At 33.7% G+C, this 17,099-nt stretch carries 21 protein-coding genes and 4 tRNA genes; 10 read left to right on the top strand and 15 right to left on the bottom strand.

Annotated elements, in window-relative coordinates; all coding sequences use genetic code 11:
• The first annotated feature begins 135 nt into the window (after window positions 1-135).
• The 10 genes from ACYQ19_RS07075 (at window position 136) to ACYQ19_RS07030 (ending at window position 7,657) form a co-directional block, all read left to right on the top strand.
• On the top strand, window positions 136-1,386 hold the full coding sequence (locus ACYQ19_RS07075) for a S41 family peptidase (RefSeq protein WP_459978731.1): 1,251 nt from the start codon (window positions 136-138) through the stop codon (window positions 1,384-1,386).
• A gap of 93 nt (window positions 1,387-1,479) precedes the next feature.
• Entirely contained in the window at window positions 1,480-2,187 is a 708-nt protein-coding gene (purC, locus tag ACYQ19_RS07070) for a phosphoribosylaminoimidazolesuccinocarboxamide synthase (RefSeq protein ID WP_459978730.1), read from the top strand.
• Window positions 2,184-2,423: a phosphoribosylformylglycinamidine synthase subunit PurS gene (gene purS, locus ACYQ19_RS07065; protein ID WP_459978729.1), complete on the top strand. Its 240-nt coding sequence runs from the start codon at window positions 2,184-2,186 to the stop codon at window positions 2,421-2,423. The genes purC and purS overlap by 4 nt, the downstream gene beginning before the upstream one ends.
• Entirely contained in the window at window positions 2,423-3,091 is a 669-nt protein-coding gene (gene purQ / locus ACYQ19_RS07060) for a phosphoribosylformylglycinamidine synthase subunit PurQ (protein ID WP_459978728.1), read from the top strand. The genes purS and purQ overlap by 1 nt, the downstream gene beginning before the upstream one ends.
• Window positions 3,088-4,188: a peptidoglycan DD-metalloendopeptidase family protein gene (locus tag ACYQ19_RS07055; protein WP_459978727.1), complete on the top strand. Its 1,101-nt coding sequence runs from the start codon at window positions 3,088-3,090 to the stop codon at window positions 4,186-4,188. The genes purQ and ACYQ19_RS07055 overlap by 4 nt, the downstream gene beginning before the upstream one ends.
• The gene (locus tag ACYQ19_RS07050; RefSeq protein WP_459978726.1) at window positions 4,185-5,156 is read left to right on the top strand and encodes an SH3 domain-containing protein; all 972 of its coding nucleotides are present in this window, start codon (window positions 4,185-4,187) and stop codon (window positions 5,154-5,156) included. The genes ACYQ19_RS07055 and ACYQ19_RS07050 overlap by 4 nt, the downstream gene beginning before the upstream one ends.
• Window positions 5,140-5,832: a lysophospholipid acyltransferase family protein gene (locus ACYQ19_RS07045; RefSeq protein WP_459978725.1), complete on the top strand. Its 693-nt coding sequence runs from the start codon at window positions 5,140-5,142 to the stop codon at window positions 5,830-5,832. Before ACYQ19_RS07050 ends, ACYQ19_RS07045 begins: the two co-directional genes overlap by 17 nt.
• A gap of 58 nt (window positions 5,833-5,890) precedes the next feature.
• Window positions 5,891-6,277: a fluoride efflux transporter CrcB gene (crcB, locus tag ACYQ19_RS07040; RefSeq protein WP_459978724.1), complete on the top strand. Its 387-nt coding sequence runs from the start codon at window positions 5,891-5,893 to the stop codon at window positions 6,275-6,277.
• Entirely contained in the window at window positions 6,277-7,104 is an 828-nt protein-coding gene (locus ACYQ19_RS07035) for a M90 family metallopeptidase (protein WP_459978723.1), read from the top strand. The genes crcB and ACYQ19_RS07035 overlap by 1 nt, the downstream gene beginning before the upstream one ends.
• The gene (locus ACYQ19_RS07030) at window positions 7,094-7,657 is read left to right on the top strand and encodes a YkgJ family cysteine cluster protein (protein ID WP_459978722.1); all 564 of its coding nucleotides are present in this window, start codon (window positions 7,094-7,096) and stop codon (window positions 7,655-7,657) included. The genes ACYQ19_RS07035 and ACYQ19_RS07030 overlap by 11 nt, the downstream gene beginning before the upstream one ends.
• Here the strand turns inward: ACYQ19_RS07030 and ACYQ19_RS07025 are convergent.
• From ACYQ19_RS07025 to fbaA, 15 genes are all read right to left on the bottom strand, one after another.
• Window positions 7,647-7,898: a hypothetical protein gene (locus tag ACYQ19_RS07025; protein WP_459978721.1), complete on the bottom strand. Its 252-nt coding sequence runs from the start codon at window positions 7,896-7,898 to the stop codon at window positions 7,647-7,649. The two genes, ACYQ19_RS07030 and ACYQ19_RS07025, sit on opposite strands and share 11 nt — an antisense overlap.
• Window positions 7,899-8,054: 156 nt before the next feature.
• Window positions 8,055-8,131: transfer RNA gene (locus ACYQ19_RS07020), tRNA-Asp, on the bottom strand.
• Window positions 8,132-8,148: 17 nt separating this feature from the next.
• Window positions 8,149-8,224 (bottom strand) — tRNA-Val (locus tag ACYQ19_RS07015).
• A gap of 34 nt (window positions 8,225-8,258) precedes the next feature.
• A tRNA-Glu gene (locus ACYQ19_RS07010) sits at window positions 8,259-8,333 on the bottom strand.
• A 7-nt stretch (window positions 8,334-8,340) separates the two neighbouring features.
• Window positions 8,341-8,416: transfer RNA gene (locus ACYQ19_RS07005), tRNA-Lys, on the bottom strand.
• Between the two features lie 94 nt (window positions 8,417-8,510).
• Window positions 8,511-8,867 carry a hypothetical protein gene (locus ACYQ19_RS07000; protein ID WP_459978720.1) on the bottom strand — a complete coding sequence of 119 codons (357 nt, stop codon included), beginning with the start codon at window positions 8,865-8,867 and terminating at the stop codon, window positions 8,511-8,513.
• Window positions 8,867-9,778 (bottom strand): NAD(P)-dependent oxidoreductase, encoded by a 912-nt coding sequence (locus ACYQ19_RS06995; RefSeq protein WP_459978719.1) that lies wholly within the window; start codon window positions 9,776-9,778, stop codon window positions 8,867-8,869. The genes ACYQ19_RS07000 and ACYQ19_RS06995 overlap by 1 nt, the downstream gene beginning before the upstream one ends.
• 62 nt (window positions 9,779-9,840) lie before the next feature.
• Complete coding sequence (locus tag ACYQ19_RS06990) at window positions 9,841-10,347, bottom strand: 4Fe-4S binding protein (RefSeq protein ID WP_459978718.1); 507 nt, start codon at window positions 10,345-10,347, stop codon at window positions 9,841-9,843.
• A 10-nt stretch (window positions 10,348-10,357) separates the two neighbouring features.
• Window positions 10,358-11,443: a hydrogenase large subunit gene (locus ACYQ19_RS06985; RefSeq protein ID WP_459978717.1), complete on the bottom strand. Its 1,086-nt coding sequence runs from the start codon at window positions 11,441-11,443 to the stop codon at window positions 10,358-10,360.
• Window positions 11,433-11,807 carry an NADH-quinone oxidoreductase subunit C gene (locus ACYQ19_RS06980; protein WP_459978716.1) on the bottom strand — a complete coding sequence of 125 codons (375 nt, stop codon included), beginning with the start codon at window positions 11,805-11,807 and terminating at the stop codon, window positions 11,433-11,435. Before ACYQ19_RS06980 ends, ACYQ19_RS06985 begins: the two co-directional genes overlap by 11 nt.
• On the bottom strand, window positions 11,797-12,291 hold the full coding sequence (locus ACYQ19_RS06975; RefSeq protein ID WP_459978715.1) for an NADH-quinone oxidoreductase subunit B family protein: 495 nt from the start codon (window positions 12,289-12,291) through the stop codon (window positions 11,797-11,799). Before ACYQ19_RS06975 ends, ACYQ19_RS06980 begins: the two co-directional genes overlap by 11 nt.
• 2 nt (window positions 12,292-12,293) lie before the next feature.
• Complete coding sequence (locus ACYQ19_RS06970) at window positions 12,294-13,136, bottom strand: respiratory chain complex I subunit 1 family protein (RefSeq protein WP_459978714.1); 843 nt, start codon at window positions 13,134-13,136, stop codon at window positions 12,294-12,296.
• Complete coding sequence (locus ACYQ19_RS06965) at window positions 13,133-14,992, bottom strand: proton-conducting transporter transmembrane domain-containing protein (protein WP_459978713.1); 1,860 nt, start codon at window positions 14,990-14,992, stop codon at window positions 13,133-13,135. The genes ACYQ19_RS06970 and ACYQ19_RS06965 overlap by 4 nt, the downstream gene beginning before the upstream one ends.
• Window positions 14,993-15,148: 156 nt before the next feature.
• Window positions 15,149-16,027 carry a 1-aminocyclopropane-1-carboxylate deaminase/D-cysteine desulfhydrase gene (locus ACYQ19_RS06960; RefSeq protein WP_459978712.1) on the bottom strand — a complete coding sequence of 293 codons (879 nt, stop codon included), beginning with the start codon at window positions 16,025-16,027 and terminating at the stop codon, window positions 15,149-15,151.
• On the bottom strand, window positions 16,027-17,091 hold the full coding sequence (gene fbaA, locus ACYQ19_RS06955; RefSeq protein WP_459978711.1) for a class II fructose-bisphosphate aldolase: 1,065 nt from the start codon (window positions 17,089-17,091) through the stop codon (window positions 16,027-16,029). The genes ACYQ19_RS06960 and fbaA overlap by 1 nt, the downstream gene beginning before the upstream one ends.
• Window positions 17,092-17,099: the final 8 nt, after the last annotated feature.

Genomic DNA, 17,099 nt, shown 5'->3' with positions numbered 1-17,099 from the left:
TATACAAAAACTTAAAGTTTTCTTAAGGTTAACTTTTTCTGTAATTAATGTTTTTATCTATTAATACTTTTTTGGGCTATTCTTACTTTTTCTTGCTTTTTTTGTTAGAATTTCAAAAACTCCAAGGAGTAACTTTTGAAAAAATTATTAATCATTGCATTTTTTATAGTCTCTTTATTTGCGGAAAACCAGCAAACAAGACTTGCTGCTTATGAAAAATTTGTTAAAGTGGTCAATATGATTGAAGCGTATTATGTTGATGATATTAATACCACGACAATAATAAATAAAGCACTAAAAGGCCTTTTACCTGAACTTGACGCACATTCTAGCTATCTGGACAAAAAAGCATATAAAGAATTAAAAGTTCAAACTACCGGCGAATTTGGGGGATTGGGTATTGTTGTCGGAATGAGAAACGGCGTATTAACCGTTATTTCACCAATTGATGACACTCCGGCATACAAAGCCGGAATTAAAGCCGGTGATATTATTCTTAAAATTAACGACAAAGCAACTATAGATATGACGCTTGACGAGGCGGTTAACCTTATGAGAGGAAAACCGGGAACCAAAATCACTCTTACAATAGTAAGAAAAGGTCAAAAACCATTTGAAGTAGTAATAACAAGAGGAATTATTAAAATCAAATCCGTAAAAGCCAAAGATTTGGAAAACTATCCTGAAATTGAATATATTAGAATTTCATCATTTGATAAAAACGTCGTAAGTAAATTAAAAGAGATTTTACCTAAACTCAAAAAAGACGGGAAAAAAGGAATTATCATAGATTTAAGAAACAACCCCGGCGGTCTTTTAAATCAGGCTGTCGGAATGCTTGATCTGTTTATTGATAAAGGTGTTCTTGTATCGCAAAAAGGAAGGGTTAAAAGCGAAAATGAAGTATATTATGCCCACAGCACCGGAACATATAAAAACATTCCTATTGTGGTATTGGTAAATGGCGGAAGTGCTAGTGCGAGTGAAATAGTTAGCGGCGGTCTTCAAGATCACAGACGTGCTGTAATAGTCGGGGAAAAAACATTCGGAAAAGGAAGCGTTCAGGCAATACTACCTGTTAATAAAGACGAAGCTATAAGATTGACCGTTGCAAGATATTATTTGCCAAGCGGTAGAACCATACAGGCTAAAGGCGTTACACCCGATATTATTGTGCATCCCGGAAAAGTTGAAGAAGAAAATCTGACAGAAGCAGCGATAAAAGAAGCAAACCTTAAAGCCCATTTAAAAGCCGAACTTAAAAAAATAGACAAGAAAAAAGTAAAAAAAGAAAATAAAAATGTTCAAAAAATTGACGGCGACCTGCAACTTTTAACAGGTGCAAATATATTAAAAGCGCTTATAATAAGCAAAGAAGCCAAATAATCAAGTCCTTTTCGGACTTACAAAGCATAAAGCTGAGGACTTGAAAGTTTTGAGCTTTACGCTTTAATTTAAGCTAAATAATAAAGGAGCATTATGAAGCTATTATATGAAGGAAAAGCAAAAAGAATATACGAAACAGAAAATCCAAACGAAGTTATCTGTGAATTTAAAGATTCATTAACTGCGTTTAATGGTGAAAAAGCAGATGAAGAAAGCGGAAAAGGTGCATTAAACTGCGCAATTACAACGCTTATTTTTCAAGCACTCGAAAAAGAAGGGATTCCAACTCACTTAATCAAGCAAATTGATGAAACTAAACAGCTGGTTAAAAAAGTCGATATTATTCTGATTGAAGTTGTTGTAAGAAACATTGTTGCAGGCTCTCTTGCCAAAAGATTAGGACTTAAAGAAGGGACAAAGCTTCCTTTTACGATTGTAGAATTTTATTACAAAAACGATGAATTAAACGACCCGTTAATAAATGACGATCATGCAATGGTTTTAGGCCTTGTAAAATCAAGAGAAGAGCTGGATCTTTTAAGAGAATACGGACTTAAAGTAAATAAATTTTTAAGCGAATTTTTTGACAAAGTCGGACTTACTTTGGTAGACTTTAAAATAGAATTCGGAAGAGATGAAAACGGAAATATAATTTTAGCAGACGAAATAACGCCTGATTCTTGCAGACTATGGGACAAAGAAACAGGTAAAAAACTAGACAAAGACCTTTTCAGATTTAATTTAGGAAATATAAAAGAAGCATATACTGAAGTATTAAACAGATTAAAGGATGTGAAATGATTGTTGCTGTAAATGTTCATCTAAAAAAAGGTGTTTTAGACCCTCAGGGAAAAGCTGTTCACCATGCACTTGAAACATTAGGTTTTAAAAATATAAACGGCGTAAGAGTCGGAAAACAGATTTTACTAGACATTGATACGGATGATAAAGAAAAAGCTGTAGAAATTGCCAAAAAAGCTGCTGACGAACTATTGGCTAACCCTGTTATTGAAAATTACGAAATAGAGGTTAAATAATGAAAGTAAGCGTTATTGTTTTCCCCGGAACGAATTGTGACAGAGACACTAAATGGGCATTTGAAAAAATAGGTGCAAACGTTGAATTTATCTGGCATAACGAACATGATTTAAAAAATCCCGATTTAGTAGTCCTGCCGGGAGGGTTCAGTTACGGGGATTATTTAAGAAGCGGTGCTATTGCCAGATTTTCGCCGATTATGCAGGAAGTTAAAGAATTTGCCAATAAAGGCGGTTATGTTTTAGGTATATGTAACGGATTTCAGATACTGCTTGAATCCCATCTATTACCCGGTGGAATGACGAGAAACGAAAATTTACATTTTATTTCAAAATTTCATCATTTAAAAGTGGTGAACAATGACAATAAATTTTTACAAAACCTAAATGTTGGTGAGATTGTAAATATTCCAATCGCTCATGCGGAAGGTAACTATAAAGTCGATGAAGATACCCTTAAAAAGATGTATGACAACGGACAGGTTATTTTGAAATACTGCGACAAAGACGGAAACGAACTAAACCCTAACGGAAGTGTCGATTCAATAGCCGGAATATGTAACGAAACAAAAAACGTATTTGGTCTAATGCCTCACCCGGAAAGGGCAATGGAATCAATTTTAGGTGGGACTGACGGCATTAAAATGATAGAAGGATTTATGAAGTGAAAAAACTTTTAATTTTAATTTTAGTTCCTTTTTTCCTTTTTGCTTATAAAGTCGATATATACAAATGGGGTAAAAAGGATACATTTTACGGATTTTTAAAACAAAACTCACTGCCTCTTAGTATATATTACAATCTTCCGCCAAAAATCAAAAGATACGTAAGAGCGATACCAAGAGGCGAAAGTGTTTTTATTTTAAAAGACAACAACATAATTAAACAGGCGTTAATACCTATTAACTCCAAACAGCAACTCCAAATTATAAAAACCGAAAAAGGCTATGTAACCAAAATCGTTCCGATTATATACGAAACAATAACCAAACGGGTTTCCACGGAAGTTAAAAACTATTTAAGTTATGATTTATATAAAGCCACAAAGCTCAGAAGTCTTGCTTCCAAACTGGCTTATATATTTTCCGACAGAATTAATTTCAGAGCACTTCCAAAAAATACAAAAGTCGATATAGTTTATGAAGAAAAAATCAAATTCGGTGAAGTTAAAGACGTAAAAGTTCTATATGCCAAATTGTCAAACAGACAATACAGCGTTGATGCGTTTTTAAATCCATATGACGGAAGATATTATGACAGCAACGGGAAAAGTTTAAAAGGTATGTTTTTGGCAGCACCTTTGAGATATAAAAGAATTTCTTCAAAATTCGGAATGAGATTCCACCCTATTTTACATAAATGGCGAATGCATGACGGAATAGATTATGTAAACAGAATAGGAACGCCTATCCATGCGGTTGCTGATGGTAAAGTAATATATAAAGGCTGGATTAAAGGTTATGGCAGAACCGTTAAAATTAAACACAAAAACGGATATATCACAATGTATGCCCACCTTCACGGATATCCAAGAGGCATTTATGTCGGCAGATGGGTAACACAAGGACAGACAATTGGATATCTTGGAAACAGCGGTTTATCAACAGGACCTCATCTGCATTTCGGTGTAATGAGATACGGAAGATGGATAAATCCTGCAAAACTTAGAAATTCGGTAAAAGTTACTCTTTACGGAAAACAGAAAAAGAAATTTTTAGCGTATATTCAAAACTTTACAAAAGAGAATAATATAGCACTCAAATGAGATATTTAATTATACTTTTTCTTGCTTCTTTTGCATTTTCTGCAAATCTTATCATTCAATACCCTAATCTAAAAAAAGAATACTATGAAAACCAAATAATAGACCTAAACATAAAAGTCATAACACCAAAAGAAACAAATTTAACCTTTATTCCACCTTTAGGTGGTGAAATAAATGTAAGTAAAGAAAATCCTTTTGTATATAATGTAAATGTTAAATATAAAAATGATGATGACATTAAAAAATTATTTATAGTAAGCAAAGATTTATATAAAGAAATATCGTTAAATGATTTATATTCAACCAAACAATTGGACAAAATAAAAAATTTTTGCAATGTATTAGCAAAAAATTTAAAAGTTAAAAACATCATTTCAAGTAAATACGACAATAAATATAATATGGTGTCATTTACTTTAATCGGTGAAGATGCGAATTTAAATGATTTCACTCTTCATTTAAAAGATGAAAATCTAACGATTGTTTCACCGCAAAAGGCCACATATTTAGGTTTAATTGAAAACAACCAAAAAAACATTGATTTTTATTACTTTAATACACAGAACGATAATTACCAAAAAATAAAAATACCTATCAATATAAAAGAAGAAACAATAAGCACACAAACGGATCTAAACCCTGAAGAAAACACTCTTTTTACACCGGTAAATATTTTTATACTTTCAACTATAGCGATTTTAATAGTTATATTTTTAGTTTATCAGCAAATATGGCTTATTTTTCCGCCTCTATTGTTAACAGCATACTTAATATACGCAAATTTGCCAAAAGGCGAAGCATATCTAACAAGAGGAACCAAAGTTTATATATTACCTACAAAAAACTCAACCATTTTTTATGAAGCACCGATAGGCACTAAAGTAAAAATACTTAAACAAACAACAAATTACACAAAAATACAAATTCAAAACAAAATAGGATGGGTAAAAAATGAAGATATTAGATAGTATAATAAGCATTTTTAAATTAATAGCAGGCGGGATTTGTGTATTTATTACATCAATCCTTTGCGGAATTGATCCAAAAAACGAATTAAAATACAGAAAATGGTGTTCAAAATTTTTAACTTCTTTGGTTGCCAAAGATATAATTATTGAAGGTCAACTTGACCCGGAAGCAAAACTTTTAATAGGAAATCACACAAATAATTTAGATATTGCTCTTATGGAAAGTGTAATTCCCGAAAAATTAATATGGGTAGCAAAAAAAGAACTTGGTGAAACACCTGTAATCAAATATATGCTTACCAAAACTGATATGATTTTAGTTGACAGAAGCGATAAGCGATCGGTTCTTAAAATGCTTCGAGAAATTAAAGACAGAACTGAAAGAGGATTTAAAGTCGTTTTGTTTCCAGAAGGCACAAGAAATAAAATAAACCCTAAAAAAATGATAAAATGGAAAAACGGAGCCAAAGCGGTAGCGGAAAAATTAAATTTAAGAGTTCAACCTTTTGTAATCGTAAACCTTCCTTTTGCTTTTAAGAAAAAACCTTTCAGAATCGAAAAACAAACCATTAAAGTCATATATCTTCCAAGCTTTAATCCAAATGAAAATCCAAACTGGTTTGAAGATACAAAAGCAAAAATGCAGAAAATTTTGGATAAAGAGTATAATACTTAAAACTTTTTTCATAAATTAATATTATAATATTAATAAATTTTATTTATAAGGAGAAGTTTTGAAATTTGATACAATGCTTGCTATCGGAATCGGTGGGTTTATAGGTGCTATTTTAAGGGCATACACAGCAGGGCTTGTAAATAATACAATCAAACACGACATTCCGTTTGGAACGCTGAGTGTAAATTTAATCGGAAGCTTATTACTTGGAATATTCATAGGTGCTATACAATACGGGGGAATTCAAAACCCTTATATAAAATCACTTCTTACAACGGGAATGATGGGTGCTTTTACCACATTTTCCACATTTGCGGTTGAGAGTTTCTTTCTTTTTAAAAACGCTCTTTATATTCAGGCCCTGTCTTATATACTATTAAATGTGATAGGATGTATAATTTTAGCCGGGGCCGGATTTAAAGGTATAGAAGCAATACTTAAATAATGGAAAATTTTAAAATTTTTCTTTTAATCCTTTGGGGATTATTTTTAATTTTTCTGCTTTATCTTTTTATAAATCATATTCGTTATAAATATTGGTTAAAAACGCTTGAAAACACTCCACTAAATGAAGAAGAAAAGAAAATATTAAATAAAATTGAAATATATAATAAACTTCCTGAGAATTTAAAAAAAATATTAACATTTAAAATACACAGATTTAAAAAAGAAAAAGAATTTATAGGTATTAATATTCAAATTAATGAAGAAATAAAAACCATAATTTCTTTTTTTGCTTGTCTTCCAACTCTTTATTATAAATATTTCTGTTATCCGTCTTTAAAATATATTTACGTTTATCCCTATTCGATAATTTTAAATTCAAAAACAAATAAAAACGGCATCATATCCCAAGAAGAATTTCTTATAAGCGGAGAAGCAGTCGGTGAAAGTGTTGTTGTTGTATGGAATGAATCTAAAAAAGAGGCTTATCATAATTTAGGAAGAAACGTAATTATTCATGAATTCGCGCACGAACTTGATTATGAAGAAGGTATGATTGACGGAATCCCGCCCCTTGCGTATTCTCAGTATAATGAATGGTGTAAAATTATGTTTAAAGAATATAACAAATTCAAAAATAAGATACTAAAAAGACGATTTTTAGGAAAATATTCATTTATAGACAGATATGCTGCAACAAACAAAGCCGAGTTTTTTGCTGTTATGAGTGAATATTATTTTATGAAGCCTTGTCTTTTAAAAAAACATTTTCCGGATATTTATAAAGAACTTAAAAATTTTTACAAGGTTGAAACTGATGTATGTTAATATAAACTATTTGGAACTTATCAAATTTAATAACTGCAGAGATTGTATCGAATGCTGCAAAAACAAATTAATGGCACCTTTGGTATTAGATGACTTCGAAAAAGTTTATAAATTTTTTCCGATACTAATTGCAAAACTTGACTATCTTAAACCTGTTATGCTTCTTAGTAACGGGACTTCATGTCCATATTTAAAAAACGAACTATGCAGCATTTACGAATCCAGACCCCCTGCATGTAAAATATACCCTTATTCACCATGGTATGACAGAATTTTACTGGATTTATCCTGCAAAGGTATAGGCATAGATGGTGAAATTCTTCCTACAAATCCGGATGATTTTAAAAATTCTAACTTTTACGAAGAAAGATTTGAGAATATCGACAAAAAACTCGAAGAAACTTTAACGTGGACAAGTAACTTAAAATTAAACTATATAACAAAAATAAAAAATATCGAACTTTACATAATAAATAATAATTTTAAAGACAAATATATTTTTTTTCACAAAGCATCTTTAAATCATTTAAAAAAATATAATATTAATTTTTAAAATCACAATTATTATCTCTTAGTCTATAAAATTCTTCAATTAATTCATAATAAACTTTTTCCTTGTTTTCCTCTAAATCTTGCGCAATATCTATATCAACATTAATATTATTATTTTTAACAAACTCTTTTAAATCGAATACGTTATCAATTTTTAGAGCTTCTAAAGCTTTTAATTTATATTTTATACTAATATTTTCTGTTTCAAGGAGATGTTTTAATATTTTTTCTTCTGACTTCATTAAGTTATCCTGCAATAAGAAGGTATTTTATTTATTATACATTACTTAAATAAAAATTTTAAAATATAAAAAAAATTTAAGATTATATATAACTATAGATGTAAGATTTTTGTAAGATTTAAATAAGTGACAGGCACTAATTGAAGGAAATTTAAATGGCGGAGCCGACGGGACTCGAACCCGCGACCTCCGGCGTGACAGGCCGGCATTCTAACCAGCTAAACTACGGCTCCACACTTGGCATTGTAGATGGTGGTCGCTGCAGGGCTCGAACCTGCGACCCCCAGCTTGTAAGGCTGGTGCTCTCCCAACTGAGCTAAGCGACCAACAATTTTTTAAAATGGATTAGGACTTTTGAAGTGGTGACCCCTACGGGACTCGAACCCGTGTCGCCGCCGTGAAAGGGCGGTGTCCTAACCGCTAGACGAAGGGGCCATTTGAGTGGTGACCCGTGCTGGATTCGAACCAGCGGCCCTCTGCTTAAAAGGCAGATGCTCTACCGACTGAGCTAACGGGTCAGTTTTTCTTTCACAACTTGTCGTTGTGGACTGAAATTATATGTAAATTATTTTTTAATGTCAATACATTTTCGGAAAAAAACGAAAAAATTTTTTATTTTTTTTCAAAATTTAAAAAATTGTTTGTGGGATTATTGGGAATAATCTCTTTTAAAGTGTCTTTATGGCATTTGGTGCAGGTTTTTAGCTTTTGATGTTCAGGTATTGGTGTATTTATAAGTTTTTCCCTGCTGTGGCAGTCAAAGCAGTCCGCCCCACATTCGCTCATTGCCTTTTTATCATGATTTGGATGACATTTGGTGCAGGTAATTAAAAAATGATGCTCTTTATAATATTTATTGTTTTTATCGTATTCCAAAGGTTTTAGTTTCGGATGACATTCAAGACAATCACTACTGCATGCAAATGAAATTACCGCTAATAATGCCAAAACACTAATTTTTTTCAGCACTATTTCTCCTTTTCATAAAAGATTTTCAAACAATTTCTCGGTTTCATTCCGTTCAAAAAGTCTTCAATGTTTTCAAGTGAAATTTCCATAATTCTAAAAAGAGCTTCTTTAGTGTAATATGCCATATGAGGTGTCGCAATAATATTTTCTTTTTTCGCCAGGTTCCAGTCAGGTAAAACATCTGCAGCAATTACCCCTTCAAACGTTTCATAAACCTCTTTTTGTATTATTTCGGCACGTGCCGGGTTTATTATAACGTTACCTTTGAATTTTGTTATATTTTCCATATTAATCATATTTCTTGTTGAATTTGTAAGAGGAAGCGCAATAAACAAAAAATCCGAATATTTTAATACATAATCTAAATTATTGGTATATTCTACATCTTTTATATATCTTTCACTTCTGTTAAATCCTATTACGTCAGCTTCAAATCCTAATGCAAGTTTAGCAATATATTTACCTATCGTCCCAAGCCCTAAAACTCCTATGGTTTTTCCGGCAATTTCAATACCTTTTAGATCTAAATAGTTTAAATTGCCTTCTTTGACTCTGTTAATTGCTATATATGTCTTTCTGATTGCTTCAAAAAGAAGAGAAAATGAAAATTCACCTACTGCAGGCCCGGCATATCCGACTACATTACTTGCCAAAAGCCCTCTTTTGTAAATTTCTTCTAAATCCATATGATCAACCCCGGTTGAGCGGGTTTGGATATATTTTAATTTAGGAAATTTATCAAGAATATTTTTATCAACTTTTGAATGTATAAAAATCGAAATTATTTCAAAATCGCAGTAACCTTTATATTCGTTTAAAGTTTCGGGAAAAAAATAGAGTTCATGACCTTTCAGATTCTGCTCAAAGAAAGACTTTTCTTCAGGTTTTATTTCAAAGAAGGCGATTTTCATAACAAATCCTTATGAATTTTTGTTCATAAGGTATTATACACCTAAAAAAAGAAAAAAGAAAGTTATTCTGAAGCTTTAGCTTTTGCGGCTTTTGCAGCGGCTCTTTTGGCTTTTTTGTATTCGGCGAGTTTAACCCTGCTCTCAGCTGCCCTGATTTCAAGTTCCCGCCATTTTTTTTCAACATCTTTAGGATTGTCCATTGTATTGATAAAATACCCGAGTTTAGGATTTTTAACCACGCTTTCACCCATTACAGGCGTTCTTGCGTCTGATTGGATAAGACAACCTTCTTCTGCCTTAGGACATACATCTACGCAAGCCCCGCAGTAAATACACAGATACGGATTATAGTTATACTGCTTTTTTCCGTTTTCGATATCCGTAACTTCAAATTTTATAGCCCCCGGAGGACAGATGTTTTCACATTTGTCACAGAAAATGCAAAGCTCTTCGTTATAAAGAATAGTCCCTCTGTAACCTTTCGGTTCTGGTGAAGGGGCAAAAGGATATTTTATTGTTTCAGGTTTTGAAACAAGGTTTTTAAGTGATTCTATAAACATTTGTATCATAACCGCTCCTTTATCTCGCCGTGCAGCTCATACACGGGTCAAAACTTAAAACTATCGCCTGGGCATCCGAATATTTCTCGCCTACAAAAAGCTCTTTAAGAACGGGTATATTCGCATACGTAGGGACTCTTATTCTAACTCTTTCAAGAACTTTCGTTTTATTGCCTTTTAGATAATAAAAACATTCACCTCTTGGTGCTTCAACCCTTACAAACGTCTCACCCTCAGGTCTTCCTTTTACTTTAACCCTGTGTTCGCCTTCAGGGATTCCGTCAAGAATATTCAGACACATTTCGATTGAATTCATAATTTCATCAAATCTCACCATATTTCTCGCCCATACATCACCTTCCGTTCTTATCTGAAGCTTGTATCCCACTTCTTCAAAAGGAAGATAATCATATTCAGCCCTTGCATCCGTTTCAAGTCCGCTCGCCCTTGCAATAGGACCCGCTGCGTTGAATTTAGCCGCCATCTCTTTTGAAATGGTTCCCACTCCTTTTGTTTTTACACCGAACGTATAGTCGTTTTCAAAAAACTCTATCAGTTTTTCGGTGTTTGCTTTAAGTTTTAGAAGTTTTTCCCTTGCAAAATCTTCCGTTTCCTTATCAAAATCCCTTGCAACCCCTCCTATTATCTGGTAATCATACTGGACTCTGTTACCTGTAATTCTTTCAAGTATGTCCATTACGTCTTCTCTGTATCTGAAAGTCTGCATAAATAGATTTTCATACCCTACCACTTCCGCAACGTGTCCGTTAGCGAGCAGGTGTGAATGGATTCTGTCAAGCTCTACGACAAGCATTCTTAAATAATCTATTTTTTTATTCGTTTCAATTCCCAAAAGCTTTTCAATGCCGTGCGTATAAGCCCCGGCATGGGTAATGGAACAAAGCCCGCAAACCCTCGCGACAAGATAAGGCAGCTGTGTATATTCGAACTTTGTAATCGCAGCTTTTTCTATACCTCTGTGAACATATCCTATATTTACCGTAACATCAGTAATCACTTCGTTTTGCGTTTCAAACAAAAAGCTCACAGGCTCAGGCAATGCAACGTGCTGAGATCCAAAAGGCACTATAATCTTATTTCCCATTTGCTTCCCCTTTTCTAAGCGGTGCCTGAGGCGCGTCGGGTTCTATAAACACACCTTTTGCCGCATTTTCTACATCAAGTCCGAACAAGTCTGCCAATTCCCATTCAGCAATCCAAGCACTTGGAACCACGCTTACGATTGAAGGGATTTTTGCATCGTAAGATACATTTTCCGCCCTAAACACCACCAATTTGTTTTTGTCGTAATACTTTGAAAATATCCAGTCAATAGTTACATTTCCTCCGTTATCAGTGGCGTTTACCGTTACGTAATGATATTTGTTTTCGTCATACCACGCTTTTATCAAGTCAACCACATTTTCAAGTGTGGCCTCAAAAAATGTTATTTCAGGATTAATCATCATTTCTCGCTCCTAATTTTTCTAATAATTCAAAGCTGTGTCCTCTCATATACTCTTTTTCTTTCGTTTTTTTCTCCCAGATTTTAACCGCCTCAACCATTCCGTCAATTACTGCTTCAACTCTCGGGGCACACCCCGGAATCCATACATCTACGGGGATTATGTTGTCAACCCCGTTTTCCACATGGTAAAAATCTCTGAATATTCCGCCGCCGTGTGCGCAAGCGCCCATCGCCACTACAACTTTGGGCTCCGGCATTTCAAGATAAAGCCTTCTTAATACGTCACGGCATCTTTTCGTAACGGGACCGGTTACAAGCAGAATATCCGACTGCTTAGGATTACCCCTATTTAACATTCCAAATCTCTCGATATCGTATTTCGGTGCAAGTGCGGCTAATATTTCAATATCGCACCCGTTACATCCGCCCGTGTTGTAATGCAAAATCCAAGGCGATTTTTTCCTGAATTTACTAAATATTCCCATGACTACCTCCATAATGCCAAAAAGATGATATTAAGAGCCGAAATCGGTATAAGCACAAACCAGCTGAATTTAACCATTCTTCTGAAATCAAGCCTTGCTGTAGCATTGTCAAGCGCATTTACGAATAAAAATACAAACAATACCAGCAGCGCCCCTAACCAGTAATGACTTCCACCAAATAAAAACACAAAGAAAAACACGTATACATATTCAATCCATTTACCTGTATAAACCGCCTCGTAAAAAGGACCGCTGTATTCTATTTCAGGACCGCCTATTAATTCCTGATGGGCTTCGGCTACGTCAAAAGGAGACTTGTGAAGCATCATAGGTATTGCGAGCACAAAAGCGACAAATACTACCGGCAGTTGTAATAAAGGAATTCCCTCATAATTTAATATATCCTTTAAATTAAAACTTCCAACCACTTCATAAAACGCAACCACCATTAACACCATTAAAGGTTCGTAACTAATCATATGCATAAGTTCTCTCATAGCACCTATTACGCTGTAAGGGCTCCTTACACTAAAAGCCCCGATAGTTAACGCAAGCACAGCTATTACATGGAAAAATACTGCCACCAATAAATCATTACCCAAAAACAGAACCAAAAGTGCAAACCAGCACGCTATAAAATACATAATTCCCATAACAGCATGCAGGGAATGCACCATTAAAGGTCTTTTATCCATTAATTTAAAAAAGTCATAAAACGGCTGCATCAAAGGAGGCCCCACCCTGCTTTGCATTCTTGCTTTCACTATTCTCTCAACCCCGTAAACGAATCCTCCGATAATTGGGGCGAAAAGAGTTAAAAGTAGCATTAACGTTTCAAACTTCATAATAAACCTCCTCCAAGAACTAACACCATTACAAACAGAGCAATACTAAACGCAATAAGATAATTTTCATATTTTGAAATACATACGAAGTTGTATGTTTCAATGTGTCTCGGAAATGCTTCCCCGCAGTTATAAGGCATAGCCGTATCAACATTTTTGAAATGAACGAAAAACGGCAAAGCATGGATAAGTAAAAGAATTACCAATGCCCCCATAATCTGCCAGAAATAAAGTGTGGAATTGTTAATTACAAGTGAGAGATTATCCGCATAAATATTCACAGAAGCCGAGCTTAATTCATGTGCGATCGGAACTATCTGATTTGCTATAAAAGGAGCTATAAATACTGTTAATGCAAGCAACCATATGTAATACCAAACTGAAACGAAATTAAACCTAATTGGCAGCGGCAGAAGTTTTACTTTTTCAATTCCGTGTGATTTTCTAACACTTATACCCAAAACTTTCATGTATAAAACACTTAAAAACGCACTTCCAGCGCCAACATATAAAATTAAAAGCACATAACTTCCATGACTTAAAAATCCACTGGCCTCTTCTATCATAATCCATTTACCTATAAATGTTCCAAACGGCACAAATGTCATATTTAAAAATCCAAAAAATATAAACATAAGCGTAAGCGGCGCTCTTTCAATAAGTCTTCTCATCTCTTTAATGTATTTAACATGAAACACTTTTTCCAAAACCCCGGCTTCGATAAATAAAAACCCTTTTGCAAACGCATGGAAAAGAATTAAAATTAAACTTGCAGTAATCGCAATCGGCGTTCCAACTACAGCTGCAAGCATCATAAGCCCAAGCAGTGAAATAGTTGAATACGCAAGTATTTTTTTGAAATTATCCTGTGTAAGAGCAATGACTGCTGCAGCAACAAAAACAAATCCGGTAGTAATAATTAAAAGTTTTGCTAAAAGAGTCCCTTTGATGACAGGTGAAATTCTAAGAAGCAGATAAGGTGCAATTTTTACCATTGTAGCCGAATGTAAAATAGCACTTACCGGCGTAGGTGCAACCATGGCACCTAAAAGCCATTTATGAAACGGCATCTGAGCACCTTTTACTAAAGCACTTAAAGACAGAAATCCTAAAGCTGCAAGTGAAATTACTTTAGGATCGGCGTTTAAAAGATCCGTAAAATGATACATTCCGCTTGTTTTTATAAACGTAAGCAGTGCAAAAAGTATTGCAACCCCTCCTATCTGGTTCATCCATAAAGCCAAAACGGCATTATTTACAGCTTCTTTATCCATTCTGAATCTAATAAGCACATACGACGCAAGTGTAGTCGTTTCGAAAAGTGCAAAAAACCATTCGATATTATTTACACTAACGGCAAAATTCATAACACCCAAAAACCAGATTAAAATAGCCACAAAGCTGTGTTTCCCTTTTTCGTCATATTCCATATATTTAGTTGAAAAAATAGCAATAGGAACACCAACAATAGCTACAATCATATACATAAACGCGGTAAGTTTGTCCACATATATATTTGCAGTAACTGAATGTTCAATCATTAAAACAACAATAATTAATAACACCAATTGAAGAATTGCTAAAGCAGATACCAACATACTTCTGTTTTTCACACCCTGATACAGAAAATATCCCAAAAGTCCGAAATCATAAATTGTAATTAAATAATTTACCCAATTCGGTGTATCCATCAAATAAGGCAAATCACCGCTTGCATATACCATCCACGCAAAAAACCCAAGAATCGGAAGCATTGCAGATGTCAAAACATTGGTAAGAAAATCGTTTTTTGCCAAATAGATCACCAGTGCGACAATCCAAGGCAACACGATACTCATCGTAATAAAAAGATCCATATTACCCTCCAAATAAATATTGCAATAATAAAATAATAACAAATGAATATTCATTTATAAAGCATATAATTATTACTTATACTATTTGTAATAAAAATGTCCAAAAATGTTACATAATTAAAACATTTAGAATTTTTTGAAAATAAAAAGTAGTTTTTAAATTTTTGATTTGTTTAATTTTCTTTCATATCTTTTAATCATTGTAGAATTTCCCAATATTCCACCCTGATGAATATATAATACATCCTTTAAACCATAATATAATAACGTATCCCATCCTATCGGATCATAAAGAAGGTCAAATTCAATACCTGAATTTTTTAATTCTTTCCATAAATTATAGAGATCCGGATACAATTTTCCAAAATGATATTTTTTACGAGGCTTAAGAATTGTAGGAATTTTACCTCCGCCAAGCCATTTAAACTGCTTTTTCAAATAATTTTCATCACCAACGCATGGAACTGTCATAACCTCTACGTTTACATGTTTTGATAAAAAATAAGCAGTAGTTCCTGTGCCGCTTGGAAGAAATATTTTCAGGTTATGTTTAAGTGCATATTCATTCACTTCTTTGGCAAGTTTTTTTATTCCGAATTCACTCTCTTTAACCCTTCCGCCTTCTTCAATTATCAATGTCTCTTTGTCTTTTAAAGATTTGACAAACTTAATAAGTTTTTCGCCTGAAAGTTCCGTTTGTATTATATTTGCTCCGTTTTGCAGGGCTTTTAAATAATTACCTTCAGGATTTTGCTTTAAAATCTTTGGAATATGATTTGTATAATAAACAAAATCCCATTTTTTTATTTTGCAAAGCTCGCTTAAACTCATCATAGCATTGGACTGGTTGGAGCCAAACGATATAACTCTTCTAATATCAGGAAATTCATTGTTTAAAAAATAATAAAACTTTCTTGCTTTGTTGCCGTTGAATATCGGATCTAATAAATCGTCTCTTTTTATGTGATAGAAAGTGTTTTTGAAGAAAAAAGGGGTAATTGGAGAATTTTCTATTCTCCAAATTTTATTTTTCATTAAATCGCTCTTAAATCTTTATAAGCTTCGATTACTCTGTTTTTCATAGATTTTTCACCCTCTCTTAGCCATTTTCTCGGATCGTAATATTTTTTGTTAGGTTTGTCTTCACCTTCAGGATTTCCTATTTGAGACTGAAGATAATCTTTAAATTTTTCAATATACCCTTTAACACCGCTCCAGAAAGCCCACTGAGTATCGGTATCAATATTCATTTTTACAACGCCGTAATCAATAGCTTCATGAATTTTACTAAGCTCGCTTCCACTTCCGCCGTGGAATACGAATCTGATAGGTTTTTCATCGTTTAGATTAAATTCTTTTTTTACGTATTCCTGAGAATTTTTAAGAATTATAGGCTCTAATTTTACGTGTCCCGGTTTATAAACACCATGAACATTTCCGAAACTTGCCGCAATTGTAAACAGATCGCTTACTTCGCTAAGCTCTTTATACGCATACGCAACATCTTCAGGCTGGGTGTAAAGTTTTGAATTTTCAATTCCGGTATTGTCTACGCCGTCTTCTTCACCGCCTGTTACACCAAGTTCAATCTCAAGCATAATATCAAGCGCACTTAATTTTTTAAGATATTCTTTACATGTCTGAACGTTTTGCTCCAAAGGCTCTTCGCTTAAATCAAGCATGTGTGAACTAAATAGAGGTTTTCCGTATTTTTCTTTATGTTTAGCGTTTGCTTCTATAAGCCCGTCAATCCATGGAAGAAGTTTTCTTGCTGCATGATCGGTATGTAAAATAACTGGTATTCCGTAAGCTTCAGCCAATGTATGGATATGTTTGGCACCTGCAATAGCACCAAGCACGGCTGCTTTTTGCCCGTCGTTATCAAGACCTTTTCCAGCCCAGAAATGTGCCCCGCCATTACTGAATTGAATAATAATCGGCATATTCACCTCTTTTGCCGCTTCCATAACGGCATTTACGGAATTCGTTCCAACAACGTTTATTGCCGGAAGGGCAAAACCTTTTTCCTTGCAGTAGTCAAGAACTTTTGCCGCTTCAGATCCGCTTAAAACTCCAGGCTTTACAAAACTAAAATCCATTTAAGCCT

This window comes from Nautilia lithotrophica (genome assembly GCF_054656815.1).
This window is presented reverse-complemented; position numbering and strand designations above follow the sequence as displayed.